Origin of the sequence: Streptomyces lonarensis, from assembly GCF_012033735.1 — a bacterium.
GTDB classification, from domain to species: Bacteria; Actinomycetota; Actinomycetes; order Streptomycetales; family Streptomycetaceae; genus Streptomyces; species Streptomyces lonarensis.
In genome coordinates this window covers 1-17,352 of record NZ_JAAVJD010000113.1, presented here as the reverse complement: position 1 = coordinate 17,352, position 17,352 = coordinate 1, and the positions used below count along the sequence as shown (strand labels likewise).

Sequence of the window (17,352 nt, the reverse complement as noted above, 5' to 3'; positions counted from 1 at the left end):
CCCTCCTCCCCCGCCGAGGGGCTGGCCGCGCTGCTGGCCGAGAGCGGCGCGCCGGGCTCGCTGGCGGGCCCGGTCACGGGAGCGCTCGGCCCCCGCGCCGCCGAGGTGCTGCGTGCCGATCCCTGGGCGCTGCTGGCGGCGCCGGGGGTCCGGCCGGCGCAGGCGGACGACTTCGCCCGTGCCCTGCTGGGTGAGGGTTGCGGGCCCGACGACGAGCGGCGTACCCGCGCCCTCGCGGTGTGGCTGCTGGAGGGTGCGGCCCGACGTGGGCACACCGTCCGGACCCCCGAGGAGCTGCGCCGGGACCTCGCCGCCCACGCCGTCGCGGACGGCGAGGCGGCGCTGGAGGACGCGGTCGAGGCGGGGGCCGTGCTGGCCTTCCAGGAGCCGGTGCCGGGGGCTGAGCCGGACGAGGCGGGCGAGGTCCCGGCCCGCACCCTGTTCGGGCTCGACCGCTGCGCCGTCGCCGAGGAGGGGCTCGCCGACGGGCTCCTGCGGCTGCGCGCCACCTGCCGCGTGCCCGACCCGGCCGCGTCCGCCGACGTGACGAAGCCGGCGGAGCCGGCAGCGGACGGGGACACGGCGGACCAGGGCCAGGCCCCGGACCCGGCGGCGTCCCCGGCGGAGCCGGACGCAGGCGCGGTCGAGCTCGCGTCGGGCGGCGACGACGCCCCGCAGCGCTCGGACGGTCCCGAGGGGGCGGCGCCGGACGGGAGCGCCGGAGAGGCCGCGGAGCAGGCCGTCGGCACGGCGGGGACCGACCGCGCCGGCCGCCGAGGTGACCGCGGGGGTGACCGCGCGAACGCCGGCCGAGCTGCTCGCCGGCCCCGGGGCGGCCGACCGGGACGAGGAGGGGGCGCTGGCGCTGGAGCTGCTGGCGGTCCTCGACGCAGAGCAGTTGGACACCGAGGCGGCCGCCGCGCTGGTGGAGGCGATGCCCGACGGCTCCCGGCTGGTGCTGAGCGGCGAGCCCGGTCTCCTCGGCCCTGCCGGCTCCGGCCAGGTACTCGCCGACCTGCTCGGCTCCCGGATCTGCCCGCGGGTGGCCTCCCGGACGCCGGACGAGGGTCCGGTGGGCGAGCTGGTCTCGCTGGTCGCCGCCGGCGAGCTGGCGCGGGTCGACGCCCCGGGCAACGAGGTGGTCGTCGTCCCCGCGCACGACCCGGGCGAGGCGGTGCACCGCACGGTGCAGCTGCTCACGGAGTCCATCCCCCGGGCGTTCGGCGCCGGCCCCGCCGACGTGGTGGTGCTCACCACCGCCCACGGCGGCCCCTGCGGGACCCGCGCGCTCAACGCCGCGGTGAAGGAGCGGGTGAACCCGGGCCCCGGACGGTTCGGCGGCTTCGACCCCGGGGACCGCGCCGTCTGGTCCGCCGGGGTCGGGCGCACCGTCTCCGGGACGGTGCGGGAGGCCGACTCCGCGACGCGCAGCCTGGTCTGCGAGACCCTGGACGGGCGGGTCACCGTCCCGGCGGACGAGGTGTCGCTGCGACACGGCTGGGTGCTCACCGCGCACCAGGCGGCCGGGCGGTCCTGGCCGGCGGTCGTGGCGGTGGTGCCCGGCGACGCCGGCGCGCTGCTCGACCGGGCGTGGGTCCACACCGCGTTCAGCCGGGCGCGCCGCCACCTGTCGGTGGTGCAGGGCGCTGGACCGGCGCTGGCGGCCGCGGTCGCGGCGGCGCCCCGGCCTCGGGCCACCCGGCTGGCGGAACTGCTGCGCCAGGGCGCGGCGGACTCCGAGGAGGCGTGAGCCCCGGGCCGGCACGAGCCGCCCGGTGAGACGAGAGGAGTGAGGCGATGAGCAGCGAGATCCAGGTCACCTTCGACGCGCGGAGCCCTCGGGCGCTGTCGGTCTTCTGGCGGGACGTGCTGGGTTACGTCCACCCGGCGCCGCCCGGCGTGCAGCTGCCGGAGGGCGCCGACCCGCTGGTCGCCTGGGACGAGTTCCTCGCGGGGCTCGGCGTCCCGGAGGCGGAACGCGACACGCGGTCGGCTCTGGAGGACCCGACCGGGCGGGGGCCCCGGCTGTTCTTCCAGCAGGTGCCGGAAGAAAAGACGGCGAAGAACCGCGTGCACCTCGACGTCCGCGCCGCTCCGGGGCTGCAGGGCGACGAGCGGATGGCGGCGCTGGAGGCCGAGTGCGCCCGCCTCGTGGGCCTCGGCGCGACCCGGGTACGCCGCGACGAGCCGGAGCCCCCGATGAGTCCGGGTTTCATCGTGATGACGGACCCCGAGGGCAACGAGTTCTGCCTCGACTGAGCCCGGTGCCGGGCGGTCCGCTGCCGGGCCGCGGCGCGGCAGCGGACGGTGCGTTGCGGGCCACCGCGGGGGCGGTGGCCCGCGCCCTCACAGGCTGTCGAGATCGTCCTCGTCGAACGCCTCGCTGATGTCGAAGCGGCAGATCACCCGCTCCGGGTCGACGTTCTCGAACGGGGCGGGCAGCCACTCCCCCGGCTCCGTGGCGTCCTCGCCGGCGGCGACCCAGGTGGTGGCGTCCCCCTCCTCCAGGCCGAACTCGGCATGGCGGGTGGCGATCTCGTCCGGCTCGAACTCCCCGAAGAGCACCCCGATGGCGGCGTGCAGGCTGTGCCCGGCGCCCACCCCGACGGCCTCGTCCTCGTCCACGGACTCCGGGTCGAGGTCGGCGACCCGCTCGGCCTGCGCGAGCAGCCGTCGCGGCTCGCTGACGGTGTAGTCCCGGCGGATGTAGACGCTCAGCGTCTCCGGCTCCTCGGGCCCGTCGTACTCGGCCCGCCCGTCGGTGGCGGGCACCTCGAACGGGGTCACCTCGTCGTGGACCTCGTACAGCATCTCGTCGTACACCTCGCCGGCCGCGGCCAGCTCGTTGAAGGCGTTGAACACCTCGGCGTCCGCGGCGGCACCGGCACCGCCGGCGGCGCGCCGCTCCACGGCGTCCAGGTGGCGGTCCAGCGCCTCCTTCAGGGCTTCGGCGGCGGCTCGGACCTCGGCAGCGCTGGGCTGCGCAGCATCAGACATGGTGCAGACGGTATCGGCAACCGGGGCCTGCCCGCACAATGGATTCGATGCCGGAATACGAGTTTCGTGATGTCTTCGTGCCGCGCGGGGTCTCCCGTGCCGCTGCGACCCGCCTCCTGACCGAGCACGCCGAGTACGGCCACTGGGAACTGGACAGACTCCGGCTGTTTCCGGACGGCAGCAGACGGGTGCGGTTGCGGCGCAGGGTGATCCGCCAGGTGCGCGCCACCTGGTGACCCGGGCGTGGCGCGCAGGCGCCCGCCGGGGGCGTTCGCGCCGTGCGGATGGCGCGCAGTGCGCCGGTCTCGCAGCCGGACCGCCGGCGAGCCACCACACGCCCCTCTCCGCCCCGAGTGCCGGTGGATGCGGCGCGGGTGCGCTCCCCGCGCCGGACCGGTCCGGCGCGGCGGTACGGTGGCGCACGCGACGCGGGTGAGCCGCCGGCTCGCCCATGAGGGCGCGGCAGGCACGACGGGTACGACGAGGGCCGGGGCGGCCGCCTCCACGAGAGGCGGCCGTCCCGCCCCGTTCAGCTGCGGTGCCCGAGTGTCAGGCGTTGGCGCGGGAGCGCCGGTACAGCACCGCGCCGCCGGCCAGCAGGCCGGCCGCGAGCGGCAGGGCCGCCGCGGGCGCCAGGTCGCTGCCCGTCTCGGCGAGCGAGCCGCGGTCGGGCGACTCGCCCCGCGGGTCGTCACCGCGCGGACCCTCCGGGCCCTCGGGGGAACCGGGCGTCTCGGGGCTCTCCGGGGTGACCGGGTTGCCCGGCCCCTCGGGGGTCTCCGGGGTCTCCGGCGTCTCGGGGGTGACGGGGGTCTCCGGCTCCTCCGGCGTCTCGGGAGTCTCGGGCTCCTCCGGCGTCTCGGGGGTCTCCGGCTCCTCCGGGGTGACGGGCGTCTCCGGCTCGCCGGGGTTGCCCGGGTTGCCCGGGTTGCCGGGGGTCTCCGGGACCGCGCCGTTGCCGCAGGCGTTGCCGGTGGTCGGGTTCAGCAGGCCGACGACGGAGACGCCGTTGCCGCAGGCGTTCACCGGGACGTCGACCGGGACCTGCACGTTGTTGCCGGAGCCGACGCCCGGCGAGTTGGCCGCCACGCTCTCCGCCTCGGCGCCCCCACCGTGGCTGTGGCTGCCGCCCTTGCCGCCGTCCTTGCCGTGCGACGGCGCGGAGACGTTGGCGCAGCTGTTGCCGATCGCCGGGTTGAGCAGCCCGATCACGTTGACCGTGTTGCCGCACAGGTTGACCGGCACGTGGACCGGGACCTGCACGTTGTTGCCGGCCAGGACGCCCGGCGAGTTGGCCGCTACGCTCTCGGCGCCGGAATCGGCGAACGCCGTTCCCCCGGACAGCACCAGCACACCGCCGGCGGCCGCGACGGAGATCAGGCCCTTCCTGGTGACCTCACGCATTGTGGTTGTTCCCCTGCCTAGATACCTCGTGGAAGAGGCGGAGGTGGAACTCGTCACGCCCTCCGCCCCAGGGAACCAGGCGACTCCGGAGCGCTGTGCGCTCCGGAGCCGCCCGGCGTCAAGCCCTCATGTCAGTGAGGCGCAACGTCACTTGTTGATGCAGGTGTTGCCGAACGTGGGGTTCAGCAGCCCGATCACGGAGACGGTGTTGCCGCACAGGTTCACGGGCACGTGGACCGGGACCTGGACGACGTTGCCGGAGAGGACACCGGGGGAGTTCAGGGCGGCACCCTGGGCACCCGCGTCGGCGACGGCGACGCCCGCACCCGCGAGCACGAGACCGCCGGTGGCAGCCGCGGCGGCGACAACCTTCTTGATCATGCTTCCTCCTCATTGACACAAGCGATTCCCCGGTAGCGGGAACCGCCGCGACCCCCGGTAAGGGATCGCCATCGTCAGTAACGAGGGCAGGCCAACGAAGCTACGAACCCCGGCGGGGTTTCACCCGTCCGGAGGGTTTCGTACGACCGGGCGATTACCGGCGGGGGTACGGACGGATCACCGACCGCACCCCCGCCGGGGTGCCGTCAGCTGGCGTCGAGGAAGCGGTCGAGCACCCGCACGCCGAACTGCAGGCCGTCGACGGGGACCCGCTCGTCCACGCCGTGGAACATCCCGGCGAAGTCCAGCTCCGGCGGCAGCTTCAGCGGGGCGAAGCCGAAACCGCGGATGCCGAGGTCGTCGAAGGACTTGGCGTCGGTGCCGCCGGAGAGCATGTACGGGACCGCGCGGGCCACCGGGTCCTCCGCCAGCAGCGAGGACTGCATCGCGGCGACGAGGTCGCCGTCGAAGCTCGTCTCCAGCGCCTTGTCGGCGTGGACGTCCTCGCGGCGCACCCGGGGGCCCAGCAACCGGTCGAGGTCGGCGAGGAACTCGGTCTCGTGCCCGGGGAGGAAGCGGCCGTCGATGTGCGCCGTGGCCTGGCCCGGGATGACGTTGACCTTGTACCCGGCGCCGAGCTGGGTGGGCGAGGCCGTGTTGCGCAGCGTCGCGCCGATCAGCTTGGCGATGCCGCCGAGCCGGGCGAGGGTCTCGTCCATGTTCTCCGGATCGAGCTCCACCCCGAGCGCGTCGGAGAGCTCGTCGAGGAAGGACCGCACCGTCGGGGTGACCCGCACCGGGAAGGTGTGGCGGCCGACGCGGGCGACCGCCTCGCACAGCTCGGTGATCGCGTTGTCGGTGTTGGTCATCGAGCCGTGGCCAGCGGTGCCGTCCACGGTCAGCCGCATCCAGTGCATGCCCTTCTGGGCGGTCTCGATGAGGTAGAGCCGGAGGTTCTCGTTGACGGTGAAGGAGAAGCCGCCCACCTCGCTGATGGCCTCGGTGACGCCCTCGAACAGCTCGGGGTGGCGGTCGACCAGGAAGCGCGCGCCGTGGGCGCCGCCGGCCTCCTCGTCGGCGAGGAACGCCACCACCACGTCGCGGGGCGGCTTCCGGCCGGACCGCATCCGCTCGCGGATGACCGCCAGCGTCATGGCGTCCATGTCCTTCATGTCGACCGCGCCGCGGCCCCAGACGCAGCCGTCGGCGATCTCGCCGGAGAACGGGTCGTGCGTCCAGTCCTCGGCGTTGGCCGGCACGACGTCGGTGTGACCGTGGATCAGCAGTGCGGGCCGCGAGGGGTCCTCGCCCTCGATGCGGGCCACGGTGGAGGCGCGGCCGGGACGGGACTCGAAGATCTTCGGTTCGAGGCCGACCTCGGCCAGCTGCTCGGCCACGTACTCGGCGGCCTTGCGCTCACCGGGGCCGGAGTCGTCGCCGTAGTTGCTGGTGTCGATACGGATCAGGTCGCGGCACAGCTCCACGACCTCCTGCTCGGCGGTGCCGAGATCCTGCTCGCTCAACGTTCCCTCTCCCTTGGCTCGTTGCGTCGCCGTCGCACGCGCGCCGCGGTGCCGTCACGCGACCGGGGTCGGCCGTTCCGGGGCGGCCGGCGGCGGGTGCCCGTCTCCCCATCCTCTCCCCCGCGGCACCGCTGCGGCGGGCCGTCCCGCCTCCGAGGGGCGCGCGGCGCCGCCCGCACCCCGCCGAGGTGATCGGCACGCCCGGGCTTTGCTATGGTTTCCCACGTCGCCGGGCCCGCAGGGCCGCAGGCGGCAGCCCTGTCCGGGTGGCGGAATGGCAGACGCGCTAGCTTGAGGTGCTAGTGCCCTTTATCGGGCGTGGGGGTTCAAGTCCCCCCTCGGACACTGACACAGCCGCGTGGAGCCGGAGGCACAGCCTCGGCACCACGCGGTTTCGTCGTTCACGTCACCCGTGCCACCGCTCACGCTGCCCGCGGTGGCGGACGAGCACCCTCCGACCCTCGGCGCCACCGGCACCGCCGTGCCGCTGCGCGAGACCACCCCGAGCCACCGACCCCGCCGCCTCGCCGGGTCGCGCGGGAGGCATGGCGTGTGCCCGAGTGACTCGACAGGTTGCGGTGAGCCGTTCCGACATGCTGCTGAGCTGGTGAGATGCAGGGTGAGGACGGCTTGGACGTGGGCGGCGACACGGTCGACCCGTAGGAGTGTCCCGTCCAGCATGACGAAGGCCTTCGCCGAGGCGATCCGGGCGGCCTCGGCCAGGGTGGAGGCGAGAGCGGCCAGGAGGCCGATGACCTCGGCGACGTAGCGGTGGCCGGTCGTGGTGCCGACAACGAATCCAGCCACGAGCTCAGCGACGGCGTGCCCGTTGCGCAGGTGAGCGAGGGCGAGGAGAGCCTGACGACCCGCGCTGGGCCTTCGCCACAGAAAGCTGATCGCCCGGTTACTCCCGCACGCTCGGCTTCTCGGCTGGCCGCACGGCGGAGGACACCGTGCGGATACTGGCCGACTCCGGCATGTGGGTCTCCTCCACGCTGCTCTTCGCCAACGAGCTCTTCCTGGACTCCACCGACCTCGTCGAGGACCGTCGGACCCGGGTCCTCTTTCCCGAGTGGGAGTACCGCAGGCTGTGGGATAAGGTCCGTCAGGCGGAGGGCCCGGGCAACGCGTTGAACCAGGCGTGGACCGAGAACGACGTGGACCTCCTGCTCCGCGTGCACCGTGCCGGGGGGGGACGGTGGTGGCGGGCACCGACGCGCCGTTGGACGACATCGGGATAGGCATCCACCAGAATCTGCGCGCTCTCGTCACGTACGGCTTCACCCCGGTCGACGCGCTGCGGACGGCCACGGGCAACGCAGCCGCCGCGCTGGGGGCGCGCGGGTCGCTCGGCGTCGTCGCGCCGGGGGCCAGGGCCGACCTCGTCGTGGTCGAGGGCGACCCGCTGCGGCGGGTGGCGGATGCCGCGCGCGTGGAGCACGTCCTCGTCGACGGGCACATCCACCACGTGCCGGAACTGTTGGAGCCCTACGCCCGCACCGCCGCCCCTGGCGGCGTCCGTCCGGAACCCGCCGTGCGACCGACGGGATTCGGACGAGGTCCGAGCTGCTGCCGCACCGGGCCCGCCGCGGCCCACCACCGGTGAGCGCCGGACCCACCGCGCCGCCGCACCGCTGGACTCCGGAGCCGATCAGGGCCCCGGTACACCGCACCAACCGATCCACAGGGACGAACCGGCCTCCCCGGTGAGACCAGGAAGAGATGAAACACATGATCGAGATCTCCGAGCCGATCACGACCGAACGACTCGTGCTGCGGCCGTACACCGCGGGCGACGAGGCGGACATGCTGGAGTTCGAGTCGCGGCCGGACGTGGCACGCTACCTCTTCAACGAGCCCCGCACCCCGGAGGACAACGCCAAGGAGCTCGCGGTCCGGCAGGGGCAGACGGCGCTGCGCAAAGAGGGCGACACGCTGCTGCTCGCCGTCGAGCTGGAGGGCAAGGTCATCGGCTACGTGCTGCTGATCTGGCTCAGCGAGCAGAACCGGCAGGGCGAGTTCGGGTACGTGATGCACCCGGAGTTCCACGGCCGTGGCTACGCCACCGAGGCGGCGCGGGAGATGCTGCGGCTGGGCTTCGAGCAGCTCGACCTCCACCGGATCATCGGCCGCTGCGACCCCCGCAACGCGTCCTCGGCCAAGCTGATGAGCCGTCTGGGCATGCGGCAGGAGGCGCACTTCGTGGAGTCCGAGATCTTCAAGGGCGAATGGGGTGGCGAGCTGCACTACGCGATGCTGGCCCGTGAGTGGAACGCCGAGCAGTCCACCCCCTGACCACCGGCACCGCCTCTCCCGGCCGGCCATCGTGCCGGGAGGGAGCCGCCCGGTGCGTCCGCCCCGATGTTCGGGGGTGGACGTGCCGGGCGGCGGCATCGAACGACATCGGATCGGACGGCCCCATGGACACGCGCGTCAGCCACCTCAGCCCGCCCCAGCTGCACTCCACCCCGGGGTACCACCACATCACCGTCGTGCAGGCGGGCCGCACCGCCTATCTCGCGGGACAGTGCCCCCTCGGGCCCGACGGCGCGCTCGTCGGGGCGGGTTCCCACGAGGAGCAGGTGGACCAGGTCGTCGCCAACGCCATGACCGCGCTCGCGGCGGTGGGGGCGACCCCGGACCAGGTGGTGCGTTCGACCATCTACGTCCGCAGCGACGACACCCCGGTCCTGGCCGCTGCCTGGCACCGGCTGCGGGCCTCGGCGCTCGGCCCGGCCCTGGCCGCGGCCAGCACGCTCGTGGGCGTCGCGCAGCTGGGCTACGCGGGGCAGCTGGTGGAGGTCGACCTCACCGTGGCCCTCCCGGAGCAGGACTGACCGGACACGCGGTGTCCGGGCGAGCCGGGCCCGGCGTGCAGCGGGCGGCCGTGCTGCGCGCGGCGCGCTCAGGCCGTCCGGTAGCGCTTGGCGTAGGCGGTGGGCGACAGCCCGAAGTGGCCGGTGAAGACGCGTCGGAACGAGTTGACGTTGGTGTATCCCACCCGGTGGGCGACGGCGTCGAGGCCGGTGTCGGTGCGCAGCAGCGTGGCGGCGGCTTCCATGCGGTGGCGGATGCGCCACTCCCGCAGCGTCATCCCGGTCTCCGCCCGGAAGGCCCGCTCGACGGTGCGGGAGGTCGTGTGGGCCGAGGCTGCGAGTTCCTCCACGGAGCGGGGGTCGCCGGGGTTGAGGCGCAGCGTCTCGGCGATGTGCCGGGCCGGCCCGCCGGCGGGCAGCGGGAGCGCGGTGGAGAGCGCGGGCCCGGCCTCGACCAGGGCGAGGATCTGCCGGGCGAGGTTGGCCTCGGGGCGGACCTCCGTGTGCAGGGACACCGAGTAGGCGAGCATCAGCGGCCGCAGGTCGCGGTGGACGGTGACCACGGTGGGTTCGCGCAGGGTGGTGGCGGTCCGCTCGGCGGGGAAGAACAGCGGCACGGTGACCGAGTTGGCGCGGGTGGTGAAGCCGTGGTGAGTGCCCCGGGGCACCCAGAGCGCGTGGCCGGCGGTCAGCGAGCGCTCGGTGTCGCCGACGTGGAACTCGGCCTCCCCGTGGACCAGCCAGAGCAGGACGTGCAGGTGGTCCTCGCGGCGGTGGGAGAGGGATGTCGGCGGTATCCAGGTGCGGTGCCGTCCGGCCTCCGCCGCCCGCTCGCACGTCTGCCGTGCCATCCGCCACCTCCGTCGACGCCCGCGCGGGCCGGCGCGCCGGCAGATGTCGGGAACTGTGCACCTTGTGTCGAATACAGAGAATACAGTCAGGGTAGGCTCACCTAACCTCTGGGGTAGATCATCGGGCGCGGCCGCTGCCGTGGGCGCCCGGGCCGCGTGTGCGGCCGACCCACGAGGAGGAAACGTATATGACCAGGGCTGTGCTCCCCCGGAGAGGCACCCGGGGACTGCTCGCCGCGACGGCGGCGCTGGTCGTTCTCGCGGGATGCGCCGGCGGGTCCGACGACACGGACGGTTCCGGCGGTGCGGACGGCGGCTCGGCGGACACGCCGGACGGGGGCGAGGGCTCCGGCGGCGCCGAGGGGCTGCTGCCGGCGGCCGAGGGCACGACGCAGTACCCCCTGACGGTGCAGTCGCGGTCGGAGGCGGTCCTGGAGGAGCGCCCGGAGCGGATCGCGGTCATCGGCTTCTCGACCAACCTGGACGTGCTGGAGGTCATCGGGGTGACCCCGGTCTACACCCAGACCGAGGAGCAGGAGTGGGAGTGGCGCGACCAGGAGTGGTTCGACGCCATCGAGACCATCGACACCGCCACGCGCCGGGACCCGGTCAACGTGGAGGGCATCGCCGCGGCGGACCCCGACCTGATCGTCGCGCTGAACTTCCCCACCGAGGACGCGGACTACGAGCGGCTGAGTTCGGTGGCCCCGGTGCTGGAGGTCGAGGAGGAGCTCTCCGGCGACCAGGCCGACTGGCGTGAGCTCCAGCGGCAGGTCGGCGAGGCGCTGGACCTGAGCGCCGCCTCGGAGACCGCGATCACCGACGCCGAGGAGGCGGTCGCCGCCGTCGCGGCGGACCACCCCGAGTACGCGGGCCGCACCATCACGATCGCCACCGAGTACACGACGGGGGTGGAGTACTACACCGTCACCGGCGGTACCGCGGAGACGTTCGTGACCGACCTGGGCTTCGACCCCAACCCGCTGGCGGCGGACTTCGTGGACGACCCCAAGGTCGCCGACGAGAACGTGAACCTGCTGGACGCCGACGTCCTGGTGCTGAGCTACATGGACGCCCCCACCCGGGAGGCGCGCGAGGCGGACGAGCTGTTCCGGTCGGTGCCCGTGGTGGCCGACGGCCGCTACGTCGCGGTCGTCAGCGACGAGGAGGGCGCCGGCGGCAACGCCACCTGGGTGATGCGACGCGGGGCGAGCGCGCTCAGCCTCCCCTGGGCGGCCGAGGTGATCGCGGACACCTGGCTCGACGGGGTGGAGTTCGACTGACCGACCGTCCCTCGGACGGCGGCACGGAGGACGACCCGCACCAGGGGCCGGGCACCGCGGTCGGTGGCCGGCCCCAACGGGAGGCGGGCGGAACGGAAGAACAGTGATGGCTACCAGCGTCGAGGGGCGGACGCGGCCCGCGGCACCGGGGCGCGAGAGCGGGCGCGATCCGGAGAGCGGGCGCGCCCCGGACGGCGGGCGGACCGGGCGGTTCTCCGGTGGACCGGCGCGGCGGCGGGCCGTCGGCCTGGCGGTGACCCTGCTCGCCCTGGTGGTGTCGGTCGTGCTGAGCGTCGCGGTCGGCGCCAACCCGCTGCCGGTCGAGGCGGTCTGGCGGGGACTGTGGCACCGCGACGGCTCCGAGGCGTCCCTCATCGTCTGGTCGCAGCGGGTCCCGCGCACCGTCGTCGGCCTCCTGGTCGGCGCGGCGCTGGGGGTCGCGGGCGCGCTCATCCAGGCACTCACCCGGAACCCGCTGGCCGATCCCGGCATCCTCGGCGTGAACGCCGGGGCCGGGTTCGCCGTCACCCTCGGCGTCGGGGTCTTCGGGCTGTCGGACATCACCGGGTACGTCTGGTTCGCCTTCCTCGGCGCGGCCGCCGCGACCGTCCTCGTCCACCTCATCGGGTCGGCCGCCGGCGGCCTGGTGCCCGCGGTGACGCTGGTGCTGGCCGGGGTGGCGCTGGGGGCCGTGCTGAACGGCTTCTCGACCTTCCTGACGCTGATCGACCCCGACACGTTCCGGTCGATCCGCAACTGGGGCCTGGGGTCGATCGCACGGACCGGGGTGGACGACGCGCTGAGCGTGGCGCCGTTCCTCATGGCGGGGCTGGCGATCGCGCTGGCGCTGGCGGGGTCCTTCAACTCGATCGCCCTCGGCGACGACCACGCCGCCTCGCTGGGGGTGAACGTGGCCCGCACCCGGGTGCTCGGCATCGTCGCCATCACGCTGCTGGCGGGCGGTGCGACCGCGCTGACGGGCGGGATCGCCTTCGTCGGGCTGATGGTCCCGCACGTCGTGCGGTGGATCGTCGGACCGGACCAGCGGTGGATTCTGGCCGGGTCGGCGCTGGCGGCGCCGGTGCTGGTGCTGACCGCCGACGCCCTGGGCCGGGTCCTGGGGCGGCCGGGCGAGATCGAGGTCGGCATCCTCACCGCGGTGATCGGGGCCCCGGTCCTGATCGCCCTGGTGCGCCGCCGGAAGGCGAGCGGACTGTGACCCCCCGCAGACCCCCGCGCCGGGGCGCCGAGGGCGAGCTGGGCGGCGTGGCGTTCGGCTACGCCGTCCGCACGCTGCGCGGCCCGTGGTTCTCCGGCCGCGTGCCCGCCCGGGGCGTGGCCGTCACCGCCGTGCTGGCGCTGCTCGCCGCGGCGAGCGCGCTGGTGGCGATCTCGCTCGGCAACTACCTGATCCCGGTCGAGCAGGTGGCCGCGATCCTGGTCGGCGGCGGCGAGGAGTTCGAGCGGATGATCGTGCTCGACTGGCGGCTGCCCGTGGCGCTGGCCGCGGTGGTCTTCGGTGCGCTGCTGGGCGTCGGGGGCGCGATCTTCCAGTCCCTGACCCGCAACCCGCTGGGTTCGCCGGACATCATCGGGTTCGACGCCGGGTCGTACACCGGCGTGGTGATCACCATGCTGGTGGTCGGCACCACCGGCTACTGGCCGGTCGCGGCCGCGTCGCTGGCCGGCGGGCTGGCCACGGCGTTCGTGGTGTACGTGCTGGCCTACCGGCGCGGCGTCCAGGGGTTCCGGCTGATCATCGTGGGCATCGCCGTCTCGGCGGCGCTCGGCTCGGTCAACGCCTATCTGATCACCCGGGCGGAGATCAACGACGCGATGACCGTCGGCTTCTGGGGCGCCGGATCGCTCACCCGGGTCTCCTGGACGAGTATGCTGCCCTCGCTGGTCGTCGCGGCGCTGATCGTGGTGGCGGCGCTGCTGCTCTCCCGGGACCTGCGGCGGCTGGAGCTGGGTGACGATGTCGCCGTGACACAGGGCGGGCGGCCGAACCGCGCCCGGTTGGCGCTCATGGTGACCGGGGTGGCGACGGTCGCCCTGGTGACGGCGGCGGCCGGCCCCATCGGCTTCGTCGCCCTGGTGGCGCCGCAGCTGGCGCGCCGGGTGACCCGCTCGGCGGGTGCCGGGCTGTGCGGCGCAGCCGCGATGGGGGCCGCGCTGCTCTCGGGCGCGCACCTGCTGTCCCTGCTGATCGACCGGTTCTACCGGCCCGTCCCCGTCGGTCTGATCACCGTCTGCCTGGGCGGCCTCTACCTCATCCGGCTGCTGGTCCGCGAGACGCGCCGGCAGTACGGACCCCCCCGTTGACCGACGCCCGGAGAGCACCGATGCCGAGACACGACCGCGACACCGCCCCGCCGACCGCCCCCGGCGGGCCGGCGCGGCTCGCCGTCGAGGGCGCGACCGTCCGCTACGACAAGCGGGTCGTCTCCGAGGAGTTGACCGTCCGCATCCCCGACGGCTCGTTCACCGCGATCATCGGCCCCAACGGCTGCGGCAAGTCGACCCTGCTGCGGGCGCTGGCCCGGGTGATCGAACCGAGCGCGGGCCATGTCCTGCTGGACGGCCGGCGGATCGGCGAGTACCGGGCGAAGGAGGTGGCGCGGCTGCTGGGGCTGCTCCCCCAGTCGTCGGCCGCGCCGGACGGCATCCGGGTGGCGGACCTCGTCGCGCGGGGCAGGGCGCCGTACCAGAGCCTGCTGCAGCAGTGGCGGGCGTCGGACGAGGAGGCGGTGGCCGCAGCGCTGGAGGCGACGCGGCTGACCGGGCTGTCGCACCGGTTGGTCGACGAACTGTCGGGCGGGCAGCGGCAGCGGGTCTGGGTGGCGATGCTGCTGGCCCAGGAGACGCCGGTCGTGCTGCTGGACGAGCCGACCACCTTTCTCGACATCGCCCACCAGTACGAGCTGATGGAGCTGTTCCGCGGCCTCCACGAAGCGGGCAGGACGATCGTGGCGGTGCTGCACGACCTCAACCAGGCGGCCCGCTACGCGCAGCACCTGATCGTGATGCGGGACGGGCGGGTGGTGACCACCGGGACGCCCGCCGAGGTGGTCACCCCCGAACTGATCGAGCGGGTCTTCGGGCTGCGCGCCCTGGTCGTGCCGGACCCGGTCACCGGCACCCCCTCCGTCGTCCCGCTGGACCCGCGCACCGCGCGGCCGTGACCGACCTCCAGGAGACCGCACATGAGCAGCCGAGAACTCCCGACCTTCACCGGCCCGAACCTGACGGGCGAACAGCAGGTGAGCTTCCTGCCGGACATCGAGCGGCGCGACCTCCGGGTGGCGCGGGTGTCGGCCGTCACGCCCCGGTACCGGCGGATCGTGCTCACCGGCGACGACCTCGCCGCGGGCTTCCCGTTCGTGCGGTTCGCCTGCGGCGACCACGTCACGGTGTACTTCCCGGCGCCCGGCAGCGACCGGGTGGTGGCCTACCGCCGGACGCCGGACGGCGGGTGGGAGGTCGACAGCACCGAGGGCGAGCCGGTCCGCCGCGACTACACCCCGCGGGCGTGGGACCCGGTGGCACGCGAGCTCACCCTGGACTTCGTGGTGCACGACCACGGCGTCGCGGGGGTGTGGGCCCGGGACGCGCGGCCCGGTGACCCCGTGGTGGTGATGGGGCCGCGGGCCAACTGGCTGCTGCCGGAGAACTATCCCCGTTACCTGGCGGTGGGCGACGAGACCGCGCTCCCCTCGATCTCCCGGCTCGTCGAGGAGGCGCCCGCGGGGGCGCACGTGACCGCCGTGGTGGAGGTCGCCGACGCGGGCGAGGAGCAGCCGCTCCGGCCCGGCGACGGCGTCGGGCTGGAGGTGCTCCGGGTGCACCGGGACACCGCCCCGGTGGCCGCGGGGCACAGCGGCGCCCTGGAGACGGCGCTGCGCGGTGTGCCGCTCCCGGACGACACCGGGGAGCTGTTCGTCTTCGCCGCCGGCGAGGCGGGGGCGATGCGGGGGGTGCGGCGGTACCTGCGCGGGGAGGTGGGACTCCCCCGGCGGCAGCTCAGCGTCGACGGCTACTGGAAGGCCGGGACGGCCGACCACGACCACCACACCGGTGTCGACGAGGAGCCCGACGAGCACGAGGGGTGACGCCTCCGGCGGACGCGGCTCCTCGGTCCGCGGCGATCGCCGCAGCGTTGTGCCCCTGTACGTACCGAGCTGTCCTCTCCGGTCATGAAGTTGGTACCGCCGATCCGTTCGCGTTGTCGGCGGTCTGCTTTACCGTGTTGGCGCATGGGCCCCCACACCGGCCCGGCGCGGCTCCGCCCACGGACGCCGCGACCGGCGCTCCCCGCTGCTCCCCGCGCGCTCGGCGCGCCGGGGGACCCGGGACGCGGGCGGGGCCCCGGCGACACGCGGGCCGGGCCACCCGGGCCGTGACACACCGCTGGTGATCCAAAGCTCGGTGCTCGGCGCCGACGGGGGACTTGGATGTGCCGCGCGCCGCTGTCGAGCGGCGGCCTACCTCACTCCGGGCGCCCGCGGGCGCCGATTTGGACCATGCGCGGCATCGTGCGCAGTCGTGGGTTCCAACGATCGACAACGGGGTGACGATGATGCTGAAGCAGGGTGAGAACGGGTCCGACACCAGGACCGGCCGAGCGGCCGCCGCGCGGTCTCCGGCCGCCGCACGGCTGGTGGGCCACGGCGGTGAACTGCGCGAGATCCTCGAACTGCTGGACCTGCCCGGGGAGCGGCTGCTCACCCTCACCGGGTTCGCGGGCGTCGGAAAGAGCACACTGGCGCGGTGTGCGCTCGGCGCGACGGCCCGGCCCGGCCTGGACCGGCTGCTGGTGCTGGAGATGTCGGACCTGGCGGACGACACGGAGGCGTGCGACCGGTTGAGCGCGCTGGTGCCGGGCGGCCCCGCGGGGGCGGTGCCCGACGTGCCGCCCGGGGGACGGCTGCTGGTGCTGGTCGACGACTGCGACGTGGTGGTACCGGGTGTGGTCGCCGGGGTGCTGCGGTTGCTGGCCGCCCGCCCGGAGGCGGCCGTGGTGTGCGCGAGCCGCCTGCCGCTGGACATCCGGGCCGAGCACATCCATCCGGTGCATCCGCTCTCGCTGGGCCCGGACGGCGAGGCGGTCAGGCTGTTCACCGAACGCGTCAGCCCGCACTACCGGCACGTGGTCGCCGCCGAGCAGGCGGCGGTGGTGCAGATCTGCGAGCACGCGGAGGGCATCCCGCTGGTGGTCGAATGGGCTGCCGAGGCGGTGGGGCCGCTGACGCCGCGGGAGTTGCTGCACCGGCTGCGGCTGGGGCGCTACGGCCACGACCGCCGGCTGCGCGATCTGCCGGAGCGGCACCGCTCCATCGACCACGCGCTGGCCTGGGGCGAGGCGGCACTGACGGCCGAGGAGACGGAGCTGCTCAAGCGGCTCTCGGTGTGCGACGCGCCGGTCGACGTCGCCACGGCCCGGCGGCTGCTCGGCACCAGCTCGGAGCAGACGGTGCTCGGACTGGGGACGCTGGTCCACAAGAGCCTGCTGATGAGCGGCGCGGGGGCCCGGGGCGACTACCACTTCACCATGCCGCGCGTGATCCGCGACCACTACCGGAGGGAGCTGGCGCAGGAGCCGCAGGTGATGTCCGCGGTGCGGGGCCGGCACGCGGCCACCACGATGGCGCTGCTGGCCCAGGTGCGCCGGGACTTACGAGCATCGACCACCGCGGGACGGGCCGACCGCGGCCGGGGTGTGCTGGCGACCGCCCGCTCCCGGACGGCCGACGTGCACGCCGCCGTCCGCCACCTGCGGGACGTGGGCGAGCACGCGGAGGCGCTGCGGCTGCTCACCCTGTTGGAGGAGCCGCTGCTGCGCCACGGCCTGGTGCCCCGGTGCACCACCTTCGAGGAGTACCTCGACGCGGTCGAGTCGGCCGCGCAGCGCGTGGCGGAGCGCCCGCAGGGCCGGCGGCAGGCGGCCGAGGCGATGGTGATGGTCGCGGGGTGGGCGATGACCTGGGGGCGGACCGACCGCGCCCGGTCCCTGCTGGCGCAGGCGGAGGCGCTCGGCCCGCCGGACGCACCGGGGGCGTTGGCCGCGAGGGTGGCGGCGGGCCGGTGCGAGCTGCTG

At 74.6% G+C, this 17,352-nt stretch carries 18 protein-coding genes, 1 tRNA gene and 2 pseudogenes; 15 read left to right on the top strand and 6 right to left on the bottom strand.

Annotated features, from left to right (window positions below; translation table 11 throughout):
- Window positions 1-21: 21 nt before the first annotated feature.
- The 3 genes and pseudogenes from HCN56_RS26455 to HCN56_RS15055 form a co-directional block, all read left to right on the top strand.
- A pseudogene (locus HCN56_RS26455) lies at window positions 22-219 on the top strand (hypothetical protein); the annotation flags it as partial.
- Window positions 220-790: 571 nt separating this feature from the next.
- On the top strand, window positions 791-1,750 hold the full coding sequence (locus tag HCN56_RS15060; RefSeq protein ID WP_312871241.1) for an ATP-binding domain-containing protein: 960 nt from the start codon (window positions 791-793) through the stop codon (window positions 1,748-1,750).
- 47 nt (window positions 1,751-1,797) lie between these two features.
- Window positions 1,798-2,259, top strand: a complete 462-nt coding sequence (locus HCN56_RS15055) for a VOC family protein (protein ID WP_167971361.1) — start codon at window positions 1,798-1,800, stop codon at window positions 2,257-2,259.
- An 87-nt stretch (window positions 2,260-2,346) separates the two neighbouring features.
- Here the strand turns inward: HCN56_RS15055 and HCN56_RS15050 are convergent, their stop codons facing one another.
- Window positions 2,347-2,997, bottom strand: coding sequence for a hypothetical protein (locus HCN56_RS15050; protein WP_167971359.1), 651 nt, complete (start codon window positions 2,995-2,997; stop codon window positions 2,347-2,349).
- Window positions 2,998-3,044: 47 nt separating this feature from the next.
- Between HCN56_RS15050 and HCN56_RS15045 the strand changes: the two genes are divergently transcribed.
- Window positions 3,045-3,233 carry a DUF5703 family protein gene (locus tag HCN56_RS15045; protein WP_167971357.1) on the top strand — a complete coding sequence of 63 codons (189 nt, stop codon included), beginning with the start codon at window positions 3,045-3,047 and terminating at the stop codon, window positions 3,231-3,233.
- 313 nt (window positions 3,234-3,546) lie between these two features.
- On the opposite strand, the gene HCN56_RS15040 is transcribed toward HCN56_RS15045, so the two are convergent.
- The 3 genes from HCN56_RS15040 to HCN56_RS15030 form a co-directional block, all read right to left on the bottom strand.
- Window positions 3,547-4,401, bottom strand: a complete 855-nt coding sequence (locus tag HCN56_RS15040; protein ID WP_167971355.1) for a chaplin — start codon at window positions 4,399-4,401, stop codon at window positions 3,547-3,549.
- Window positions 4,402-4,548: 147 nt separating this feature from the next.
- Window positions 4,549-4,782 (bottom strand): chaplin ChpH, encoded by a 234-nt coding sequence (gene chpH, locus HCN56_RS15035; RefSeq protein ID WP_167933991.1) that lies wholly within the window; start codon window positions 4,780-4,782, stop codon window positions 4,549-4,551.
- Window positions 4,783-4,988: 206 nt separating this feature from the next.
- The gene (locus tag HCN56_RS15030; protein ID WP_167971353.1) at window positions 4,989-6,305 is read right to left on the bottom strand and encodes a M20/M25/M40 family metallo-hydrolase; all 1,317 of its coding nucleotides are present in this window, start codon (window positions 6,303-6,305) and stop codon (window positions 4,989-4,991) included.
- Between the two features lie 260 nt (window positions 6,306-6,565).
- Here HCN56_RS15030 and HCN56_RS15025 point away from each other — a divergent pair.
- Window positions 6,566-6,650 (top strand) — tRNA-Leu (locus tag HCN56_RS15025).
- Between the two features lie 294 nt (window positions 6,651-6,944).
- On the opposite strand, the pseudogene HCN56_RS15020 reads toward HCN56_RS15025, so the two are convergent.
- Window positions 6,945-7,190, bottom strand: a pseudogene (locus HCN56_RS15020) (IS5/IS1182 family transposase); the annotation flags it as partial.
- A gap of 68 nt (window positions 7,191-7,258) precedes the next feature.
- On the opposite strand from HCN56_RS15020, the gene HCN56_RS26450 reads away from it, so the two are divergent.
- The 4 genes from HCN56_RS26450 (at window position 7,259) to HCN56_RS15005 (ending at window position 9,142) form a co-directional block, all read left to right on the top strand.
- Entirely contained in the window at window positions 7,259-7,546 is a 288-nt protein-coding gene (locus tag HCN56_RS26450) for a hypothetical protein (protein WP_245246587.1), read from the top strand.
- Window positions 7,507-7,911 carry an amidohydrolase family protein gene (locus HCN56_RS26445; protein ID WP_312871240.1) on the top strand — a complete coding sequence of 135 codons (405 nt, stop codon included), beginning with the start codon at window positions 7,507-7,509 and terminating at the stop codon, window positions 7,909-7,911. The genes HCN56_RS26450 and HCN56_RS26445 overlap by 40 nt, the downstream gene beginning before the upstream one ends.
- A 125-nt stretch (window positions 7,912-8,036) precedes the next feature.
- Window positions 8,037-8,600, top strand: a complete 564-nt coding sequence (locus tag HCN56_RS15010) for a GNAT family N-acetyltransferase (protein ID WP_167971351.1) — start codon at window positions 8,037-8,039, stop codon at window positions 8,598-8,600.
- A gap of 125 nt (window positions 8,601-8,725) precedes the next feature.
- Window positions 8,726-9,142: a RidA family protein gene (locus HCN56_RS15005; protein ID WP_167971349.1), complete on the top strand. Its 417-nt coding sequence runs from the start codon at window positions 8,726-8,728 to the stop codon at window positions 9,140-9,142.
- A gap of 68 nt (window positions 9,143-9,210) precedes the next feature.
- Here the strand turns inward: HCN56_RS15005 and HCN56_RS15000 are convergent, their stop codons facing one another.
- Window positions 9,211-9,972, bottom strand: coding sequence for an AraC family transcriptional regulator (locus HCN56_RS15000; RefSeq protein WP_167971347.1), 762 nt, complete (start codon window positions 9,970-9,972; stop codon window positions 9,211-9,213).
- Window positions 9,973-10,160: 188 nt separating this feature from the next.
- On the opposite strand from HCN56_RS15000, the gene HCN56_RS14995 reads away from it, so the two are divergent.
- From HCN56_RS14995 to HCN56_RS14970, 6 genes are all read left to right on the top strand, one after another.
- A complete protein-coding gene (locus tag HCN56_RS14995) occupies window positions 10,161-11,255 on the top strand; it encodes an ABC transporter substrate-binding protein (protein WP_167971345.1) in 1,095 nt (364 codons plus the stop codon).
- Window positions 11,256-11,361: 106 nt separating this feature from the next.
- Window positions 11,362-12,474 carry a FecCD family ABC transporter permease gene (locus HCN56_RS14990; RefSeq protein WP_167971343.1) on the top strand — a complete coding sequence of 371 codons (1,113 nt, stop codon included), beginning with the start codon at window positions 11,362-11,364 and terminating at the stop codon, window positions 12,472-12,474.
- Window positions 12,471-13,580: a FecCD family ABC transporter permease gene (locus HCN56_RS14985; protein ID WP_167971341.1), complete on the top strand. Its 1,110-nt coding sequence runs from the start codon at window positions 12,471-12,473 to the stop codon at window positions 13,578-13,580. The genes HCN56_RS14990 and HCN56_RS14985 overlap by 4 nt, the downstream gene beginning before the upstream one ends.
- Window positions 13,581-13,600: 20 nt before the next feature.
- On the top strand, window positions 13,601-14,440 hold the full coding sequence (locus HCN56_RS14980; protein ID WP_167971339.1) for an ABC transporter ATP-binding protein: 840 nt from the start codon (window positions 13,601-13,603) through the stop codon (window positions 14,438-14,440).
- A gap of 21 nt (window positions 14,441-14,461) precedes the next feature.
- Window positions 14,462-15,367 (top strand): siderophore-interacting protein, encoded by a 906-nt coding sequence (locus tag HCN56_RS14975; RefSeq protein ID WP_167971337.1) that lies wholly within the window; start codon window positions 14,462-14,464, stop codon window positions 15,365-15,367.
- Window positions 15,368-15,831: 464 nt separating this feature from the next.
- Window positions 15,832-17,352 (top strand): winged helix-turn-helix domain-containing protein (locus HCN56_RS14970; protein WP_512700875.1); only part of this gene is annotated, 1,521 nt, incomplete at its 3' end.